We start from the raw sequence: 18,166 nt of genomic DNA, 5'->3' as shown, positions 1-18,166 counted from the left end.
CTCTAAAATCCAGGAGATCTGGCGATGATTTCGACAGAATGAACCGGTTCTCCGGCCAACAAAAAGCCCGCCGGCGGGGCGGGCTTCGATGCAAGCAAGGCGGCGGCGCCTTCCGGCGGGCGAATGTCAGGCGGCGCTGCGGGTTTCCGAGATGACCCCGACGATGTCGTTGACGACGGCCTCGACCAGTTGCGGATCGTCGCCCTCGGCCATGACACGGATCAGCGGCTCGGTGCCGGATGGGCGGATGACCAGCCGCCCGGCCTTGCCGAGACGGTGACGGGCGTCTTCGATCGCGGCCTTGACCAGGGCTTCCTCCAGCGGCTTGCCGCCGGCGATGCGAACGTTCTTCAACAGTTGCGGCACCGGTTCGAACTTCTTCGACAGTTCGCTGACCGGGCGGCCCTGCCGCTTGATGCAGGCCAGCACCTGCAGCGCCGAGACCAGACCGTCGCCGGTGGTCGAAAAGTCGGACAGCACGATGTGACCCGACTGCTCGCCGCCAACATTGAGCCCATGCGCGCGCATATGCTCCACGACATAGCGGTCGCCGACCTTGGTGCGGTGCAATTGCAGCTTCATGTCGCCGAGAAAGCGTTCAAGGCCGAGATTGGACATGACGGTCGAAACGACGCCACCGCCGGCCAATCGCCCGCTCTGGTGCCAGGATTCGGCAATCAGCGCCATGATCTGGTCGCCGTCGACGATGGCCCCGTTCTCGTCGACGATGACGACGCGGTCGGCATCGCCGTCGAGCGCGATGCCGATGTCGGCGCGCACTTCATGCACCTTCTTCTGCAGCCCGGCCGGATGGGTCGAACCGCATTCCCTGTTGATGTTGAAGCCGTTGGGCTCGACATTGATGGCCACGACCTCGGCGCCAAGCTCCCACAGCGCCTCTGGCGCCACCTTGTAGGCCGCGCCATTGGCGCAGTCGACGACGATCCTGAGACCCGAAAGCGACATCGAGCGCGGCAAGGTGCGCTTGGCGAATTCGATGTAGCGGTCGTGCACGCCATCGACGCGCTTGGCGCGGCCAAGCCCGTCGGAATCGGCGAGCGCCAGTTCGATGTCCTTGTCGAGCATGCTCTCAATGCGTTCTTCGATCTCGTCGGAGAGCTTGTAGCCGTCCGGGCCGAACAGCTTGATGCCGTTGTCGTAATAGGGATTGTGCGAAGCCGAGATCATGACGCCGATATCGGCACGCAGCGAACGCACCAGCATGGCCACCGCCGGCGTCGGGATCGGGCCGAGCAGGAACACGTCCATGCCGGCGGCGCAAAGGCCGGCCACCATCGCGTTCTCGATCATGTAGCCGGAAAGCCTGGTGTCCTTGCCGAGCACGACACGATGGCGATGGCTGCCGCGCTGGAACGAAAGGCCAGCGGCCATGCCGACCCGCATGGCGATTTCCGCGGTCATCGGAAACTTGTTGGCGCGCCCGCGAATGCCGTCCGTGCCGAAGTAATTCCCTGCCATGCTAGCCAGTATCCCTGATTGTCCTTAGCCGGCACGTCATGCCACAATTGGCCGTCGTGCCCCGATCACATTGTGTGATTATATGTTACCAATCCTTAGAAAATCATTGTTGTGCACTGCACACAACCTGGTGGCGTCCTGTTACCGAGCCACCGTTGCGCCACAATATACCAGTTTTGCGAGCCATCGAGCGCGGATGCACCCCGAGAATTCTTAGCTCGGCGGCCGTAAGGTCAAATGATTTCATCACCTTGTCGTTAGAAGGCGATTTCTGGCGATATATAAGCCACCTGGCATCTGGCGCAACCGACCGTTGAGCGTTATTGATTCGCTGGGACGTATAATGGGCTTCAGCCACGGAGAAACGCTATGCTCATCCACCGAATTGCCACTCTCACCGGCCTCGCGGTCGCGACGTTGTTCCTGGCCGCGCCAGCCAACGCGCTGACGATGGCCGAGTGCAGCACGAAGTATAACGCCGCCAAGGACGCGGGGACGCTTGCGGGGGCGACCTGGAACCAGTTCCGCAAGGCGCAATGCGGTACCGACGCCGCGGCCACCACCGATACCAAGGCTGCCACCACCAAGGCGACTGAAACCAAGCCGGCCAAGACCACCAAGGCTGCGGCCGCGGCTGCCGACAGCACGGCCAAGGGCCTGACCGCCAAGGAATGCAGCACCAAGTACCAGGCGGCCAAGGCCGCCGGCACGCTGAACGGCATGAAGTGGAACGACTTCCGCAAGGCTGAATGTGCCGCTGGTGCATCCGCTGCCGCCGACACCAAACCGGCGACCACCAAGGCGGCGGCAGCTCCGGCCGCTGCTTCTGGCAAGGGTCTGAGCATGGCAGAATGCAGCACCAAGTACCAGGCCGCCAAGACGGCGAACACCCTGAAGGGCATGAAGTGGAACGACTTCCGCAAGGCTGAATGCGGCGCCAGCGCGTCCGACGACGACACCGTGCCCGCCCCGAGCGAGGCCAGTTACACCAAGGAGCCGGCAAAGCCGACGACGGCTGCGCCCAAGGGCGTCACCTTCCCGTCCGCGATCTCGGCGAAGTATGCCAGCGAAACTCCCGGAAAGGGTCGCATGCATACCTGCCTCGACCAGTACTATGTCCTCAAGGACGCCAACGCGCTCGGCGGCCTGAAGTGGATCCAGAAGGGCGGCGGCTTCTACAGCCTCTGCAATGCCAAGCTGAAGGGCTGATCGCGTAGCCATAGTCTCCAAACAAAGGCCCGCGCATCGCAAGATGCGCGGGCCTTTTTGTTGCGAGCGAAGACGCCTGCGGCTTTGCACGCATGTCGCGGGGGCTGCCGGCATCATCAATTCGCCTACACTGCCCCCGCCAGGCTCATCGATAATCCGCAAAGATTCTGGTTGAACATATAAAGAACAAAACGTATACAAAAGGACGTCAAGCTTATTGTCAACCAGGAGGGTCTTATGCACAGTTTGAAATTGGCGGTATTGGCTGCGACCGCATTTGTTGCTTGGAACGTCGCCCCTGCAAGCGCACTGACGATGAAGGAATGCGGCGAGAATTACCGGACAGCCAAGGAAGGCGGCACTCTGAACGGCATGGACTGGGCCGCTTTCCGCAAAGAGAAATGCGCGACGTCCGCCGCCGAGAGTGTCAGCGCGGATACGGTCGAAACCACGCCGCAGCCGAAAAAGGAAACCAGCGCGGCGGTCGCCCCAACTGTAGCGCCGGTGGGCGTGACATTCCCGACCACCCTCGCCGCCGAGTTCAAGACCGAAAAGCCCGCGAAGGCGCGGATGAAGACCTGCCTGCAGGGTTACCACGGCAACAAGGAGGCGGGTACGTTGAACGGCCTTCGCTGGATCCAGAAGGGCGGCGGTTATTACAGCCTTTGCAATGCGCGGCTGAAAGCTGAATCATAAAAGTCGAATACGGCGGATAAAGCGGTTCACAGTTTTTCACGCAGACGTTGAGCCGTGATCCTCGGGCTTGTCCCGAGGATCTGCTGTCGGGCGACATCTGGGCGCCGGGTATGAGTTGGAAACCGCCAACTGCGTTTGCAGGTCATCGGGACAAGCCCGAGGGGTGACGCTCCAACGTACGTCCGGCGCGCCCCTTGAGTTCTGGAGCAATTTCCAGGAAAAGTGCGTAGCGGTTTTCCGTCCGGAATTGCGTGAAAACAAAGAGTTAGAGCGGGTTAGCGATTCTATCAAACGCTGAACCGGTCTAGCCCTGCGGCTGCGGCTCCATGCCGCCTTCGGGCTCGGGACCCTTCTTGCGGCGGCCTCCGGACTTCGGAACGGCCGAGCCACGGCTCGGCGGTGTGTCGTCGCCAAGGTCGCGCGAGGGCTTCTGCCCTGCGATCAACTGCTTGATCTCCTCGCCGGACAGTGTCTCGTATTCGAGCAGGCCTTGCGCCAGCGCGATCCATTCCTTCTTCTTCTTGGTCAGCACCGACTTCGCCGTCGAATAGGCGTCGTCGATCAGCCGGCGCACTTCCGCATCGATGATCTGCGCCGTCTCTTCCGAGATGTTTTGCGTGCGCGCCACCGAATGGCCAAGGAAGACCTCTTCCTGGTTGTCGCCATAGGCGACATGGCCGAGCTTGTCGGAGAAGCCCCAGCGCGTGACCATGGCGCGCGCCAGCTTGGTCGCCTGCTCGATGTCGGAGGAGGCACCCGACGTGATGTTCTCCTTGCCGAACTTGAACTCCTCTGCGACGCGGCCGCCCATCATGATGGCGAGGCGCGAGACCATGTATTTGTAGCTCATGGAGTAGCGGTCGCCTTCCGGCAACTGCATGACCATGCCAAGCGCGCGGCCGCGCGGGATGATGGTCGCCTTGTGCAGCGGATCGGCCGACGGCACGTTGAGCGCCAGGATGGCGTGGCCGGCCTCGTGATAGGCGGTCAGCTCCTTCTCGGCCTGGGTCATGGCCGACGAGCGGCGCTCGGCGCCCATCATGATCTTGTCCTTGGCGTCCTCGAACTCGGCCATGGTGACGAGGCGCTTGTTGCGCCGCGCGGCCATCAGCGCGGATTCGTTGACAAGGTTCATCAGGTCGGCGCCGGAGAAGCCGGGCGTACCACGAGCGACGACCTTGAGATCGACATTGGGCGCCAGCGGCACGTTGCGCACATGCACCTTGAGGATCTTCTCGCGGCCGACGATGTCGGGGTTGGGCACCACCACCTGGCGGTCGAAACGGCCGGGACGCAGCAACGCCGGATCGAGCACGTCGGGCCGGTTCGTGGCGGCGATCAGGATGATGCTTTCGTTGGATTCGAAGCCGTCCATCTCGACCAGCAACTGGTTCAGCGTCTGCTCGCGCTCGTCATTGCCGCCGCCGAGACCGGCACCGCGATGGCGGCCGACGGCGTCGATTTCGTCGATGAAGATGATGCAGGGCGCATTCTTCTTGGCCTGGTCGAACATGTCACGGACGCGGCTGGCGCCGACGCCGACGAACATCTCGACGAAATCCGAACCTGAAATGGTGAAGAACGGCACGTTGGCTTCGCCGGCGACCGAGCGGGCAAGCAGCGTCTTGCCGGTGCCGGGAGGACCGACCAGCAGCACGCCGCGCGGAATCTTGCCGCCGAGGCGCTGGAACTTCTGCGGATCGCGCAGGAACTCGACGATCTCTTCAAGATCTTCCTTGGCTTCGTCGACGCCGGCGACGTCCTGGAAGGTGACGCGGCCATGCGCCTCGGTCAGGAGCTTGGCCTTCGACTTGCCGAAGCCCATGGCGCGCCCGGAGCCGGACTGCATCTGGCGCATGAAGAATATCCACACGCCGAGGATGAGGATCATCGGCAGCCACGAGATCAGGTAGCCGAACAGCGAATTGGAACCGTCGGTCTCGGGCCGCGCATTGATGGTGACGTTCTTGTCCTGCAGCCGCGAGACCAGTTGGGGATCGCCGGGCGAATAGGTCTGGAAGCCGCTGGAATTGTCGGTGTAGGTGCCGGTGATGCGGGCACCCGCGATGGTCACCGTCTTGACCCGGCCGGCCGCGACATCCTGCAGGAACTGCGAATAAGGCACATCGCTCGAAGCCCCGCGCGTCTGCGGCGTCTGGAACAGATTGAAGAGGGCGATGAGCAGGACCGCTATGATCGCCCAGAGCGCGAGGTTGCGATAGTTCGGATTCATCAATTGTCCCGTTGGTGTCCGCGAGCGGACAGCATCATGAGAGGAAACTTGGGCCTAACATAGGGAGAGCGTCCCCCCTTGCCAAGCAGAACAGCATGTCTGGGTTAAGCTTTCGCGCAGCATCAACCGGCACTGTGGCCGGCGAATGGCATGGGGGGAAACGGCGCCGCGCCGATCAACCCGGCGACGGCGCGCGCCGGGACCAGATCGAAGGACGGCAGGAAGCGGGCGAAGGGAGCAACGACTGGCGAGGCCGCAAACCCTTGCGATGTCGGCCAATCAGGCGCCGAACCGGCCTTTTCGACGGCTTGCAGCAGGCCTGGTTCAGCCGCCAATGCCGCGCGCATCAGGCTTGGCGGGGTTTCGCCCCGGCCTACAGCGAGCCGCTTCGCCGCCAACGCCCCGAATGGGGCGATCAACAATGCGCCGCTGGCGTCGTGCAATGTGATTTGGCGGCGGCCATCCCAGATGGTGGCGTCGACCGTTGCCGCTGCCGCCGGCAAGCCCCGCATTTCCCGGCGCAGGAAGATGCCGGCGCGCCGGAAGTCGATCACCGTCCGCGACAATGTGGCGCAAAGAAACCCCGCCTTCAGCCTGGCGAACAACGCCTCGCTGCGAGCCTGGTCCGGCAGGAAGGCAATCCCGCCTGTCGTCGCCAGGAGAATGCGCAGCGCGTAGACGGCCGCCTGGTCGTCGCCGGCGCTGAGCAGGGCCGGGTCGAGCCGGACGAGACCCGTCGCCGGCCGGCTGGCAAAGCGCTCGACCAGAGAGGCGGCCTTGGCGCCAAGCCGCATGCGGGCGCCGGCCGCCTGTGCCGCCAACGCCAGCGCGTCGTTCATGCGCTGTGCGCCGGCCTCCCCGGCAAGGGCCGCGCGCATGCGCGGCCGCTCGAAGGCTTCATCGGCATTGGTCGGGTCCTCGGCCCAGCCGACCTGTTGGCGGTGCAGGAAATCGCGCAGCACAGAGCGCCGGACGCCAAGAAGCGGTCGCACGATCCAGTCGCGCCAGTCATGCAAGGTGGCGGGCGCCATGCCGGCAAGGCCCCGTCCTTCATCGCGGCCCGCATCGTTGCGATCGCGCCGCATCAGCACCGTCTCGGCCTGGTCGTCCGATGTATGTCCGGTCACGATCAGGCCGATGCCCTCCGCCCGGGCGGCGCTGGCGAGCAGCCGGTAGCGCGCCTCGCGCGCTGCCGCAGGCAGGCCGGTCGATGGTTTTTCTCCCGACCAGGCCAGGATGCGGTGGGCGATGCCGCGCTCCGCGCAAAGCTGCGCCACGGCCTGCGCCTCACCAGCCGAACCCTGCCGCAAGCCGTGATCGACCGTGATCGCGAGCAGCCTCGTGGACGGCGCGGTTTTGTCGAGATGCTGTTTGAGAAGAAGAAGGAGCGCGATCGAGTCGCTGCCGCCTGATACGGCCGCAACGGCGCCGTTGGTAAAATCGATATGCGAAAAAAGTCTCGTCGAAAACTCAGGCCCGGTGTCGAGCATCAATGCATTCGTCCAAAAGTCCCCGGTTTGGGACTGCGACATCCCCGGGAAAGATCAGCACGCAGCCAGGGCCTTCTCCTGCTTGACGCGTTCCTTGAGTGTGCTGGAAATATCGGGATAGCGCTTGCCGACCTCGCTGAAGGTGGCGCAGGCGACATCATGCTGCTTGAGGCCGACCAGCGACACACCGAGCTTCAACAGCATGTCGGGTGCCTTCTTGGCCTTGGGATAGTCCTTGCTGGCAGCGAGGAAGACTTCCGCCGCATCGCGGTATTTCTGCTGGCCAAGCAGCGATTCCCCCAGCCAGTAATGCGCGTCCGCCGTCTTGGCGTCTTTGGGGAAGCGGGAGATATGGTCGCGGAAACCCTGTTCGGCGGTGCCGTAGTCGCCCGACAGGATGAACTGGTAGGAGTTGCGGTAGAGCTCTTCGGGATTGTTGGTGGCGGGCAGCGCCGCGACCTGCGTGCCGCCGGACTTGCCAGCCTTGGCAGGTGCGCTGGCGGCAGGTGCGGTGTCCTGTGCCGGCGCGGTTGCCTGCGTGCTGCCGCCGGCATCGATCACATTGCCGTTCTTGTCGACGGTGATGGACCCAAAAGTCTTTTCGGGCGCTCCCTTGCCGGGGATCAGCTTGCCGGGGTCACCGTCGGGCGATTCGACGATGACGTCCTCGACCGTCTTGCCGCCTGTGGATTGATCGCCGCCGGGCGCGGCGCCGGCATCAGCCGGCGCCTGGGTTGCCGGGGCCGAGGCCACGTCGGTGTTGGTTCCGGTGGTGGCATCTGATTTCTTCTGCGCCGGCGGTTGTCCGCCTTGCGAGCCGCCTTCCAGCTGCTGGAAGCGGAACTCGTTGTCTTCCTGCTGTTTGCGGATCTGCTCCTGCATCTGCAAGATCTGGAAATTGAGTTCCTCGACCTTGCCGGTCAGCTGCCGCAGTTGGTCCTCGAGCCCGGTCACGCCGGCGCCGCTCGACTGCGCGAGCTGGACTTGATCCTGCTTTTTCTTCTCACCGAAAAGGCTGGGCAACTCAAGTGTCGGCAGATGGAACGAAAACCCGCTCTCGGTTGATTGCCCCGAACCGCTCGCCAAAGCGGTTACGCCTGATAGGAGCAGCAGCGCAAGCGTGCCGCTCAGAACCGATCTCAAATGCATGTGCCTCTCGCCGTCCAATCGTTAGCTTGTTCGCGCCTTCCAATCGATGTGAGACCAGCCAAGCGCCCTCGGCTCATAGCAGGGCGCGAGACTTCGGCCAAATTTTGTTTCGGGCCCCAGGATATGAAAAAGGCGGCCGGGAGGCCGCCTTTCGCAGAAGTGTGTTGTATTTTTGCCGATCAGGAACCAGCGCCGCTGAGCGTGGTGACGGCCCGGCGATTCTGCGACCAGCAGGAGATGTCATCGCACACGGCGACCGGACGTTCCTTGCCGTAGGAAATCGTCTTGAGGCGGCTGGCCGAAACACCCTTGGAAACCAGGAAGTCGCGGGTGGCGGCGGCACGGCGGGCACCGAGCGCCAGATTGTATTCGCGCGTGCCGCGCTCGTCGGCATGGCCTTCGACGACGATGGCATACTGCTTGTACTGGTTCAGCCACTGCGCCTGGCGCGAAAGCGTCGTCTGCGCGTCGGCCCGGATCGAGGTCGAGTCCGTATCGAAGAAGATGCGGTCGCCGATGTTGACGGTGAAGTCCTGCGCCGAGCCGGGCGTTGCGGCACCTGCGCCGTTGAGACCAAGATCGGCCGCGTTGTTCGGCGTCTTCTTCGAGGCGCAACCGGCGACGGCGAGCATCGCCACCAGCGCGATCATGACCGGGTTTCTGGTAAGTGCTGCGATACGGCCCATGCCGCCTCTCCTTCGTATTCGAGTGATCGTGTTTCGAGTGATTTCGTTGATCACCCAGTAACCACGTTTGGGTTAACCGGCATTCAAGAAACACGGTTAAAATTTGGTTTAGGCCGCCCGTCCGCAGCCGTTTGTCGTAAGCCACAGTTGGCGCGGACCCTAGGCGGAAATGCGGCCAAAACGCGACGAAGACATGGAAAAGGGGGAATGTAAGGGGAATTGAAGAGTTGGAGAACTGGAGAATTGAAGAAGGATGTTCACCTTAACTTCTCTCTGAGGTTCACCAGCATTCCGTACACATGGGCATACGATTGTAGCCACTCGTCCCGTTGCGCCTGTGAGATGTATTCGAGGTCGAATGCGTATGAAATCCACGTCTCGACTTCACTGCACGATCCCATGGCCATCGAAACGAACCGGGCGAATTCGGCTTTGGAGTGGGTCTGTTTGGCAAACCCCTCGGCCAGATTGGCGCAAATCCCTTTGCTGGAACGCCGCAGCTGATCGGCCAGCGCGTATTGCTCTATTTTGGGGAAAGCGAGCGTGGCCTTGTGAACCGTAAGAGAGACCATGTAAGCGCGCTTGTAGACCTCCAGATCCTTTGCTCGCTTTACGTAGCCTTCTGCTTTCTCCATCTCTTCAATTCTTCAATTCGCCAATTCCCGTATTATTCCAGCAGCGGTGACCAGGCCGGATCAGAAGCAAAATTCGCGGTCGGGATCGGCTGCTCGTTGCGGCCGGTGAGATCGACGGAAACCAGTTTCGGGCCGCCATTGGAGTCGCGGAAGAACATCAGCACGCGGCCGTTCGGCGCCCAGGTCGGGCCTTCCTGCTGGAAGCCGGACGACAGGATGCGCTCGCCAGAGCCGTCGGTCTTCATGACGCCGATCTGAAACTCGCCGCCGCTCTGCTTGGTGAAGGCGATGAGGTCGCCGCGCGGCGACCACACCGGCGTCGAATAGACGCCGTCGCCGAAGGAGATGCGGGTCTGGCCCGAGCCGTCGGCGCCCATGACGTAGATCTGCGCGCGGCCGCCACGGTCGGAGGTGAACACCACCTTGCTGCCGTCGGGCGAATAGGAGGGCGAAGTGTCGATGGCGGTCGAGTTGGTCAGTCGCGTCGTCGAGCGGCTGCGCAGGTCCATCGCGAAGATGTTGGAATTGCCGTCGTCGCGCAGCAGGCTCATGATCACCTTCTGGCCGTCGGGCGAGAAGCGCGGCGCGAACGTCATGCCGGGAAAATTTCCGACCAGTTCGCGCTGCCCGGTCTCGATCTGCAAGAGATAGACCCGCGGCTGGCCGCTCTCATAGGACATGTAGGTGATTTCCTGCCGGTTCGGCGAGAAGCGCGGCGTCAGCACGATCGACCGCCCATCCGAGAGGTAGCGGATGTTGGCGCCGTCCTGGTCCATGATGGCGAGACGCTTCTTGCGCGCGTTCTTGGCGCCGGACTCGTCAATGAAGACGACGCGCGTGTCGAAATAGCCCTTCTCGCCGGTCAGCCGCTCATAGATGGCATCGGCGATGATATGAGCGACGCGGCGCTGATTGGCGTCGTTGGCGAAGAACTGCTCGCCGGCCATCTGCTGGCCCGCGAATGTATCCCACAGCCGGTACTGGGCGCGGATGCGGCCGTCTGCTTCCTTGCTGACGCTTCCGGTGACCAGCGCTTGCGCGTTGATCACCTTCCAGTCGTCGAAGCGGGGGGTTGCGTCCGGATTGGCGATCTTCTCGATGAAGGCGCTCTTGTCGATCGGCGCGAACAGGCCGGAGCGCTTCAAATCGGCGGTGACGATCTGTGATATCTGAGCGCCAAGCGCATCGCCACCCTGGAAATCCGTGATGGCGATCGGCAGCGGCTCGACATTGCCCTTGTTGACGTTGAGTTCGACCAGCGCCCACGCAGGCATCGGAACGACGGCCGTCATGCCCAGCGCCATCGCTGCAATCGTCAGGAGCGGCTTGAGGAAAGATCGCATATCTTCTCGCTTCTCTTCTTTGATTGGGTGGACGCCCGGCCTAGAGGCCAAGCATTTCCCTTGGATCGAAGGTGACCCGGATGTCGTTCCAGATGTCCTGTTTGCCGGCGGGAACCTGCAGGCCGGCCACGTCGCATTTCTGAACCGCGCGCACCGCGCTTTCGTCAAATTGCCGGTTGCCGCTCGACTTTTCGACGGACGGGCGGCCGTCGAGCTTGCCCGAATTGTCCAGGTTGAAGCGGACCACGACGACGAAATTCTCCGAACCTTCAAGCCCGGCCGGCAATGTCCAGCAACCGCCCAACTGGCTTTCCAGGGCGCCCTGCTCCGACTTCGACAGCTTCTGGCCCTGATCCTTGTCGCCACCGAGCGACGCCTGCTGGGTCGAGCGCTTGGCACCACCGCCGGACGGCTTCTGCTTGTCGAGCAAGGCCGAAATCTCATTGGCGTTGAACTGCTTGTCGTCGGACTTCGGCTTGGACGAGGCTTCCTTGACCGGCTTGTCGGCATCCTTGCGTTCCGGCGCCTTGGCGCTTTCGGCCTGTGCCGGCTGCGGCTTTGGCCGCGCTTCCGGCGCGGGCGCCGAATTCGGCAATTGCGTCTCTTCGGTTGGCGGGTCCTTCGCTATGGCCTCGGCGACGGCGTCGGGCTTGACCTCGGGCGTCGGATCGATAGCGGCTGTCTTGTCCTGCGGCGGCGGGGTCGGCGCCGGCTTGGCCGGCGTCGGCTTGGGCTCGGTCTGCTTGACCGGCTCGGGCTTCACCTCTTCCTTGGGCGTCGGCGCTGGCGCCACTTCCGTCGCCGGAGTGGGCTTGGGCTTTTCCTGCGGCTTCGGAACGTCCTCGGTCTTCGGGATTTCCTTCGGGGTCGGCGCGGGTGGCGGCGCCGAGGTCGTGTCGACGGGTTTTGGTTTGGCTTCCGGCGTTATCGGCTTGTCGGTGTCGACGCTGTTTTCGCCGACCTTCTGCGCGTTGGGTACGATATCGGGACGCTGCGTCGGCAGCGGCGCCGGCTTTTCATGCATCACGGCCTTCTTGTCGCCCTGCAGCGTCTGCGCGATGGCTTCCATCGGCACGATGTCGACCGCGACCGACTCCACGTCGGCGGACGGAAGCGCGGCCGGCGCCGACAGGGTGAACAGGCCGAAGGCCAGCACCGCCGTATGCAAGATCACCGATGTGGTGAGGCCGGTCCTCATCGTGAGTCTATTGATCCTGTTCCTGCAGTGAAACCAGGCCGATGTTCTTGTAGCCAGCGGCCGAGATGCGAGCCATGACCTTCATGGCCGTGCCATAGTCGGTCGACTTGTCGCCACGGATGAAGATGCGCTCTTCATAACCGGTCTTCGAGATAGCCTGCAGTTTGGCCACCAGCTCCTCGATCGGAATCTCGGTTTCCTGCAGGAAAATCTTCCCGGTCGCATCGATCGAGACGGTGATCGGCTGGGTGTCGGCATTCATCGCCTTGGCCTGGGTGTCCGGCAGGTCGATCGGCACGCCGACCGTCAGCATCGGTGCCGCGACCATGAAGATGATCAAGAGCACCAGCATCACGTCGACCATCGGCGTGACGTTGATCTCCGACATCAGCGCATGGTGACGGCCGCGCCGCCGGTGGCCGCGCCCGCCGCGCCCTCCCATGCCTACGGACATACCCATCTCGTTACTCCTCAGGCCTTAGGCGCGACTTTTTCATCGATTTGGCGCGAGAGTATGGCGGAGAACTCATCCGAGAACCCCTCCATGCGCACGGCGATCTTGCTCGCATCCGATGACAGCTTGTTATAGGCGATGACCGCCGGAATCGCGGCGAGCAGGCCGATGGCCGTCGCCAGCAGCGCCTCGGCGATGCCGGGCGCGACCACCGCGAGGCTGGTGTTCTTGGAGCCGGCGATGGCCTGGAACGAGGTCATGATGCCGATGACGGTGCCGAACAGGCCGATGAAAGGTGCCGCGGATCCGGTGGTGGCGAGGAAGCCGAGGCGCCCCTCCAGCTTCTCCATCTCGCGGGTCAGCGCCAGGTCCATGGCCTTGTCGATGCGGGTCTGCAGGCCGAGCGGCGACTTGGCGCCTTTTTCGAAACTCTTCTTCCATTCGCGCATGGCGGCGACGAAAATGGCGCCCATGCCTGTCGTCTTGCGGTCGGCGAGCGTGCGGTAGAGCTCCTCCAGCGACTGCCCGGACCAGAAAACCTGCTCGAAGCGGTTCAGCGCCAGCCGCATGCGGCCATAGGCGACCAGCTTGTCGACGATGATCGCCCAGGTCCACACCGAAGCGCAGAGCAGCCCGATCATGACCAGCTTGACCACCCAGCTGGCCTGCATGAACAAGGCCCAAATCGACAATTGCGCGCCCGGTTCGGCGAGTGCGATATTTTCCATCGTTACGTCCTTAAGATTTTCCGGGCGAAGCTGGCGGCTGGCCCATGGCATCCCTTGTGGTCGGTTCGCACGAAGCTACCGGACACCCCAAACCGTGCCGTTAGCGGCCTTTTCGGGGCAAATATTGGTGAAAGGAAGGCGCTGGATAACGCCAATCTTCACCAGTCTCTTCATGAACCGTTATGGTTAAGGATGGGTTAGTGTATAAGGCGCGGCGCATTGCCGCGCCTGGGTATCGCAGGCCGGCATCACCTGAATATCAGCCGACCCGTGGCATGAACGCCGCCACCCATTCCCTGGGAAAGCGCCTCGGCCGGCCGTTCTCGCCGATGATCGCCGCCTCGACCTTGGCCTCGACCAGCACCTCGTCGCCCCGCTTGAGCTGCTGTGCCATGAAGATTCGCGCACCGGAAATGGCATCGGTGCGGGTGTCGACGGTCAGGATGTCGTCGATGCGAGCGGGAATGCGGAAGTCGATCTCCATGCGGCGTACCACCCATGCGATCTTCTCGCCATGCTTGCCTTCGGCGAGTTCGGTGTGGTGCACGCCGGTGAGCCGGAGATAGTCGGAGCGGCCGCGCTCGAGGAATTCGAGATAGCGCGCGTGGTAGACGACGCCCGAAAAATCGGTGTCGGCGTAATAGACCCGCGCCATCAGCCGGTGGCCGAACTCGGTCAGCGCGCCGGAAAGCCCAGCCAGCAATGCCGCGGATTCACCATGATCGCCCATTGCGCTTCCCTTTTGGATGCCGACGCGGCAGGTATTTTTGGCGCATGAACCCGATGGCACTGTTGACGACGATGATCAAGACCTTGATGGCAGTCGTGCTAGCGCTGGCGGCTTCTACACTTTCGGCTGAAGCGGCCACCTTCTCGATGAAGCGCGGTCTCAATCTCGACCAGTGGGTCACCTGGCCCGGCGAGGATCGGTGGGGTGATGCCAAGGCCATCCTGCCCTACCCGGAATGGCGAAAATTCCTTGGGGAAGACGACCTCAAGGCGTTGAAGGATGCCGGCTTCGATTTCCTGCGCATGCCGGTCGATCCGTCGCCTTTCCTCTCGGACAATACAACGGACCTGCGTGACCAACTCTATGCCAGCGTGCTGGACTCGGCGCGCATGATCAACCGAGCCGGGCTGAAGGTCATCGTCGACATGCACCTGATCCCGGCCGGCGGCAGCCGCAAGATCGGCATGGGTGAGGTGATGGACGATCCCGCGACCTTCGACCGCTACGTCGAGATGGTTCGCGGCATGGCGCGCACGCTGGCGGGCGAAGATCCCGAAAAGGTCGCTTTCGAACCGATGAACGAGCCGATCGTCGATTGCGACAGCGACGGCACCAGCCTGTGGCCCGACCGCCAGCGCGAACTGTTCGCCGCGGCGCGCGCCTCGGCGACGAAGCTGACGCTAGTCCTGACCGGAGCCTGCTATTCCGCCGCCTCGTCGCTGGGGAGGATCGACCCGAGGACCATCCCCGACGACAACATCATCTGGACCTTCCACTCCTACGATCCATTCCTGCTCACCCATCAGGGCGCGACCTGGGCCGGCGACTTTATCCCCTACGTGACCGGCCTGCCCTATCCGTTGACCGCGGTTCCCAAGGCGCAGCTCGACGTCACGCTCGACACCATCCGCGCCCGGATTAAGGCCGAGGCGCCGTGGACACGGCAGAGCGGCCTGCTTGCCTATCTCGACGAGCAGGTCGCCAGCATGGACAGCCCCGACAAGCTGCTTGGCCTGATGGATGCGCCGTTCAAGACCGTCGAGGCGTGGGCGAAGGCCAACGGCATCAAGCCGCAAGACATCACCCTGGGCGAGTTCGGCATGATCCGCCAGGAATATGGCAATGCCTATGTGATGCCGGCGGAGTATCGGGCCGCCTATCTCAAGGATATGATCGCGCGGGCCGAAGCGCACGGCTTCTCATGGTCGCTGTGGAGCTATGGCGGCGCTTTCGGCGTCGTCGATGCGTTCAATGGCGACAAGGCCGAGCCAGACGTGATGGACGCAATCCGAAACCTCCCCTGAAGTGCCGGTCAGCCGAGGTCGATCTGCAGGATTTCCGGACGCATGCCGAAACGGATGGGCAAATTGCTGAAGCCGAGCCCGCCCGAGACGATCAGGTTGCGGTCGTTCTCGATGACATGGCCATAGGCGTAGCGATTGCCGAACTGCGACGGCACGATAGGCGAATAGCCGAACAGCCGCACCTGCCCGCCATGGGTGTGTCCCGCTAGCGTCAGCGACACACGCGACGGCACTTTTGGAAAAATGTCCGGTTCGTGCGCCAGCAGGATGACAGGCGCGGCGTCGCTGATTTTGGCCAGCGTGCCGTCGAGATCGTCCAATCCCCTGGGACGCTCGGTGTTCTTTTTCCGTAATAGCGCCAACTGATCGGCGAGGCCGGCGATCCATACGCCATGTCCGTCCTTTTCCAGACGCACGGCGTCGTTCTCCAGAACCGGGATGCCGACCTTCTCCAATGCCTTGCGCGCGATCGTCGGACCAACTCCGGCACGCTGCGCGAAGCCATCGGCCCACCAGTCGTGATTGCCGAGGATCGACAGCACGCCGAGCGGTGCCTTGAGGCCCGACAGGGCGCCAGCCCATTCCGGCGGCGTGACCCTACGTGACGCCAGGCGCATGCCGGCGATGTAGTCGCCGAGCAGAACGATCAGGTCCGGCTGCAACGCATTCGCCTCTTCGGCAAGCGAGGCAATCCGCTCCGGCGTCATCCAAGGCCGGCAGGCGTGGATGTCGGCAAGGGCGACGACGCGCAGCTTCAATCCATCAGGCCAATGCGGTGGCGTCAGCGCATAGCGCTTCACATGCGTCAGCAGCATCGGCTCGATGCCGACGGCGTAGGCGCTGAACGAGGCGACCGACAGCAGCGACCCGCCGATAAAGCGCATGAACCCGCGTCTGGTTATCATTGAGTGGCTCCGGCACCTCATTTCGGCATGCGCTGGTGCGTGTCGATCCTGATTTGGGCGGACGACATGCATGGAGGCAGCGAACCCGATACAATCCAGGAATACGCCGGTAAGCCGGCAAAGATGAGGAGAATTTGCGCAGGCCCGTTCACTGATGCTTGATCACTGGTCCGGGAACCCGTGACTGATCGATTGCCCCGCTATTCTTCCTGGAACAGGCTGATCTGCTGCTGCGCCAGGTCCTTCGGCGCATCAAGGCCGAGATGGCGCCAGGCATTGGCGGTCAGCACGCGGCCACGCGGCGTGCGCTGGATGAAGCCCTGCTGGATCAGATAGGGCTCGATAATGTCCTCGATGGCGTCGCGCGGCTCGGACAAGCCCGCCGCGATCGTCTCGATTCCCACCGGCCCGCCGCCGAAATTGCGGGCGATCATGCTGAGATAGCGGCGGTCGAGCGCGTCGAGGCCGAGCGCATCGACTTCGAGCCGGGTCAACGCTTCGTCGGCGATCAGGCGGTCGACATGGCCGTCGCCGGCGACCGAGGCGAAATCGCGCACGCGCCGCAACAGCCGCCCGGCAATGCGCGGCGTACCGCGCGCGCGCCGGGCGATCTCGAGTGCACCGTCGTCGCCGAGCGGCATCTGCAGGATGCGGGCGCCGCGCCGCACGATCTGCTCCAACTCCTCGACCGTGTAGAAATTGAGCCGCACCGGGATGCCGAACCGGTCGCGCAGCGGATTGGTGAGCAGGCCGAGCCGCGTGGTGGCTGCCACCAGCGTGAAACGGGCAAGGTCGATCTTGACCGAACGCGCCGCCGGTCCCTCGCCGATGATCAGGTCGAGCTGGAAATCCTCCATCGCCGGATAGAGGATTTCCTCCACCGCCGGGTTGAGCCTGTGGATCTCGTCGATGAACAGCACATCGCCTTCTTCGAGATTGGTCAGCAGTGCCGCGAGATCGCCGGCCTTGGCGATGACCGGCCCGGAGGTCGAGCGGAAATTGACGCCGAGTTCGCGCGCCATGATCTGCGCCAGCGTCGTCTTGCCCAGCCCCGGCGGTCCGACGAACAGCACGTGGTCGAGCGCCTCCTTGCGGCCCTTGGCGGCCTCGATGAAGACTTTGAGGTTTGCCCGAACCGCCGCCTGGCCGACGAAATCGTCGAGCGTCTGCGGCCGCAAGGTCTGCTCGGCATCCTCGCCGCGTTTTTCCGGAGCAATGAGACGGGGGGAAAGGCTCATGGGGCCTTCCTCGCACAGGGTAGCGCCCCGGACAAGCGAAGGCTCACCGCGCCAGTTCCTTCAGCCCGAAACGGATCAGCTTGGAGGCATCGGCTCCCTCTCCTGCCGTCTTCAGCGCCGCCGATACCGCATTGGCGGCGGTGTCGCGGGAATAGCCGAGATTGACCAGGGCCGAGACGGCGTCGGTGATCGGCGCCGGCGCCACGCCTTCGCCGAGCTCCTGCTTCAGCCCGATCGTACCGGAGGCAGCGCCGGCATAGGCCGGTGCCTTGGCCTTCAATTCGGTGACGATGCGCTCGGCCACCTTCTTGCCGACGCCGGGCGCGCGGGAAACCATGGCGATGTCGCGCAGCGCGATCGCATTGGCGAGGTCGGCCGGCGCCAGCGTCGACAGTATGGCCAGCGCCACCTTGGCGCCGACACCCGGCACATTGTTCATCAGCAGCCGAAACCATTCGCGCTCGAGCTGCGACTGGAAACCATAGAGCCGGATCATGTCCTCGCGCACATAGGTCTCGATGAACAGCACCACCGCTTCGCCGGGCGAAGGCAGCGCGGCAAGCGTGCGGGTCGAGCAGTAAGCGACATAGCCGACGCCATGGATATCGACGAGACAATGGTCTTCGTCGATCTCATCGAGCGTGCCCTTGAGCTTGCCGATCATGCCAGATCTTTCATGGAAGATAGGC

Annotated in this window: 17 protein-coding genes; 3 read left to right on the top strand and 14 right to left on the bottom strand. The window is 63.4% G+C overall.

What is annotated here, in order from left to right; all coding sequences use genetic code 11:
• Window positions 1-126: 126 nt before the first annotated feature.
• Window positions 127-1,479, bottom strand: a complete 1,353-nt coding sequence (gene glmM, locus EN824_RS20235; protein WP_127279665.1) for a phosphoglucosamine mutase — start codon at window positions 1,477-1,479, stop codon at window positions 127-129.
• A gap of 369 nt (window positions 1,480-1,848) precedes the next feature.
• Between glmM and EN824_RS20230 the strand changes: the two genes are divergently transcribed.
• Window positions 1,849-2,688: a hypothetical protein gene (locus EN824_RS20230; protein ID WP_135932627.1), complete on the top strand. Its 840-nt coding sequence runs from the start codon at window positions 1,849-1,851 to the stop codon at window positions 2,686-2,688.
• 237 nt (window positions 2,689-2,925) lie between these two features.
• Window positions 2,926-3,384: a hypothetical protein gene (locus EN824_RS20225; protein WP_127279663.1), complete on the top strand. Its 459-nt coding sequence runs from the start codon at window positions 2,926-2,928 to the stop codon at window positions 3,382-3,384.
• A gap of 304 nt (window positions 3,385-3,688) precedes the next feature.
• On the opposite strand, the gene ftsH is transcribed toward EN824_RS20225, so the two are convergent.
• The 10 genes from ftsH to ybgC all read right to left on the bottom strand — a co-directional run bounded on the left by ftsH (window position 3,689) and on the right by ybgC (window position 14,030).
• A complete protein-coding gene (ftsH, locus tag EN824_RS20220) occupies window positions 3,689-5,617 on the bottom strand; it encodes an ATP-dependent zinc metalloprotease FtsH (protein ID WP_127279662.1) in 1,929 nt (642 codons plus the stop codon).
• A 122-nt stretch (window positions 5,618-5,739) separates the two neighbouring features.
• The gene (gene tilS / locus EN824_RS20215; protein WP_135932654.1) at window positions 5,740-7,107 is read right to left on the bottom strand and encodes a tRNA lysidine(34) synthetase TilS; all 1,368 of its coding nucleotides are present in this window, start codon (window positions 7,105-7,107) and stop codon (window positions 5,740-5,742) included.
• Between the two features lie 54 nt (window positions 7,108-7,161).
• Window positions 7,162-8,256 (bottom strand): tol-pal system protein YbgF, encoded by a 1,095-nt coding sequence (gene ybgF, locus EN824_RS20210; protein WP_135919924.1) that lies wholly within the window; start codon window positions 8,254-8,256, stop codon window positions 7,162-7,164.
• Between the two features lie 179 nt (window positions 8,257-8,435).
• The gene (gene pal, locus EN824_RS20205) at window positions 8,436-8,942 is read right to left on the bottom strand and encodes a peptidoglycan-associated lipoprotein Pal (RefSeq protein ID WP_127279987.1); all 507 of its coding nucleotides are present in this window, start codon (window positions 8,940-8,942) and stop codon (window positions 8,436-8,438) included.
• 257 nt (window positions 8,943-9,199) lie between these two features.
• Window positions 9,200-9,577 (bottom strand): four helix bundle protein, encoded by a 378-nt coding sequence (locus tag EN824_RS20200; protein WP_127872128.1) that lies wholly within the window; start codon window positions 9,575-9,577, stop codon window positions 9,200-9,202.
• A 32-nt stretch (window positions 9,578-9,609) separates the two neighbouring features.
• On the bottom strand, window positions 9,610-10,920 hold the full coding sequence (gene tolB / locus EN824_RS20195) for a Tol-Pal system beta propeller repeat protein TolB (protein WP_127872129.1): 1,311 nt from the start codon (window positions 10,918-10,920) through the stop codon (window positions 9,610-9,612).
• A 40-nt stretch (window positions 10,921-10,960) separates the two neighbouring features.
• Entirely contained in the window at window positions 10,961-12,118 is a 1,158-nt protein-coding gene (locus tag EN824_RS20190; RefSeq protein WP_127872130.1) for a TonB family protein, read from the bottom strand.
• Between the two features lie 7 nt (window positions 12,119-12,125).
• On the bottom strand, window positions 12,126-12,578 hold the full coding sequence (gene tolR / locus EN824_RS20185) for a protein TolR (RefSeq protein WP_027141797.1): 453 nt from the start codon (window positions 12,576-12,578) through the stop codon (window positions 12,126-12,128).
• Window positions 12,579-12,589: 11 nt separating this feature from the next.
• On the bottom strand, window positions 12,590-13,300 hold the full coding sequence (gene tolQ / locus EN824_RS20180) for a protein TolQ (RefSeq protein WP_015315267.1): 711 nt from the start codon (window positions 13,298-13,300) through the stop codon (window positions 12,590-12,592).
• A gap of 259 nt (window positions 13,301-13,559) precedes the next feature.
• The gene (ybgC, locus tag EN824_RS20175) at window positions 13,560-14,030 is read right to left on the bottom strand and encodes a tol-pal system-associated acyl-CoA thioesterase (protein WP_127280352.1); all 471 of its coding nucleotides are present in this window, start codon (window positions 14,028-14,030) and stop codon (window positions 13,560-13,562) included.
• A gap of 53 nt (window positions 14,031-14,083) precedes the next feature.
• Here ybgC and EN824_RS20170 point away from each other — a divergent pair, with 53 nt between their 5' ends.
• Complete coding sequence (locus EN824_RS20170) at window positions 14,084-15,334, top strand: cellulase family glycosylhydrolase (protein ID WP_135932653.1); 1,251 nt, start codon at window positions 14,084-14,086, stop codon at window positions 15,332-15,334.
• Window positions 15,335-15,342: 8 nt separating this feature from the next.
• Here the strand turns inward: EN824_RS20170 and EN824_RS20165 are convergent, their stop codons facing one another.
• From EN824_RS20165 to ruvA, 3 genes are all read right to left on the bottom strand, one after another.
• Window positions 15,343-16,239, bottom strand: a complete 897-nt coding sequence (locus tag EN824_RS20165) for a metallophosphoesterase (RefSeq protein ID WP_127872131.1) — start codon at window positions 16,237-16,239, stop codon at window positions 15,343-15,345.
• A 200-nt stretch (window positions 16,240-16,439) separates the two neighbouring features.
• Entirely contained in the window at window positions 16,440-17,477 is a 1,038-nt protein-coding gene (ruvB, locus tag EN824_RS20160; RefSeq protein ID WP_135882188.1) for a Holliday junction branch migration DNA helicase RuvB, read from the bottom strand.
• Between the two features lie 43 nt (window positions 17,478-17,520).
• Window positions 17,521-18,141: a Holliday junction branch migration protein RuvA gene (gene ruvA / locus EN824_RS20155; RefSeq protein WP_127280068.1), complete on the bottom strand. Its 621-nt coding sequence runs from the start codon at window positions 18,139-18,141 to the stop codon at window positions 17,521-17,523.
• Between the last annotated feature and the right edge of the window lie 25 nt (window positions 18,142-18,166).

Origin of the sequence: Mesorhizobium sp. M8A.F.Ca.ET.181.01.1.1, from assembly GCF_004792025.1 — a bacterium.
Classification (GTDB): Bacteria; Pseudomonadota; Alphaproteobacteria; order Rhizobiales; family Rhizobiaceae; genus Mesorhizobium.
Note: the sequence above shows the minus strand (reverse complement) of the source record. Positions and strands in the feature narration are given on the sequence as shown.

Bases quoted from the DNA above. Each gene is read 5' to 3' on its own strand.
- ruvB (WP_135882188.1), bottom strand. From the start codon at position 17,477: ATGAGCCTTTCCCCCCGTCTCATTGCTCCGGAAAAACGCGGCGAGGAT.
- EN824_RS20170 (WP_135932653.1), top strand. From the start codon at position 14,084: ATGGCACTGTTGACGACGATGATCAAGACCTTGATGGCAGTCGTGCTA.
- tolR (WP_027141797.1), bottom strand. From the start codon at position 12,578: ATGGGTATGTCCGTAGGCATGGGAGGGCGCGGCGGGCGCGGCCACCGG.
- ftsH (WP_127279662.1), bottom strand. From the start codon at position 5,617: ATGAATCCGAACTATCGCAACCTCGCGCTCTGGGCGATCATAGCGGTC.
- tolB (WP_127872129.1), bottom strand. From the start codon at position 10,920: ATGCGATCTTTCCTCAAGCCGCTCCTGACGATTGCAGCGATGGCGCTG.
- EN824_RS20225 (WP_127279663.1), top strand. From the start codon at position 2,926: ATGCACAGTTTGAAATTGGCGGTATTGGCTGCGACCGCATTTGTTGCT.
- glmM (WP_127279665.1), bottom strand. From the start codon at position 1,479: ATGGCAGGGAATTACTTCGGCACGGACGGCATTCGCGGGCGCGCCAAC.
- EN824_RS20230 (WP_135932627.1), top strand. From the start codon at position 1,849: ATGCTCATCCACCGAATTGCCACTCTCACCGGCCTCGCGGTCGCGACG.
- ybgF (WP_135919924.1), bottom strand. From the start codon at position 8,256: ATGCATTTGAGATCGGTTCTGAGCGGCACGCTTGCGCTGCTGCTCCTA.
- EN824_RS20190 (WP_127872130.1), bottom strand. From the start codon at position 12,118: ATGAGGACCGGCCTCACCACATCGGTGATCTTGCATACGGCGGTGCTG.
- pal (WP_127279987.1), bottom strand. From the start codon at position 8,942: ATGGGCCGTATCGCAGCACTTACCAGAAACCCGGTCATGATCGCGCTG.
- tilS (WP_135932654.1), bottom strand. From the start codon at position 7,107: ATGCTCGACACCGGGCCTGAGTTTTCGACGAGACTTTTTTCGCATATC.
- tolQ (WP_015315267.1), bottom strand. From the start codon at position 13,300: ATGGAAAATATCGCACTCGCCGAACCGGGCGCGCAATTGTCGATTTGG.
- ruvA (WP_127280068.1), bottom strand. From the start codon at position 18,141: ATGATCGGCAAGCTCAAGGGCACGCTCGATGAGATCGACGAAGACCAT.
- EN824_RS20200 (WP_127872128.1), bottom strand. From the start codon at position 9,577: ATGGAGAAAGCAGAAGGCTACGTAAAGCGAGCAAAGGATCTGGAGGTC.
- ybgC (WP_127280352.1), bottom strand. From the start codon at position 14,030: ATGGGCGATCATGGTGAATCCGCGGCATTGCTGGCTGGGCTTTCCGGC.
- EN824_RS20165 (WP_127872131.1), bottom strand. From the start codon at position 16,239: ATGATAACCAGACGCGGGTTCATGCGCTTTATCGGCGGGTCGCTGCTG.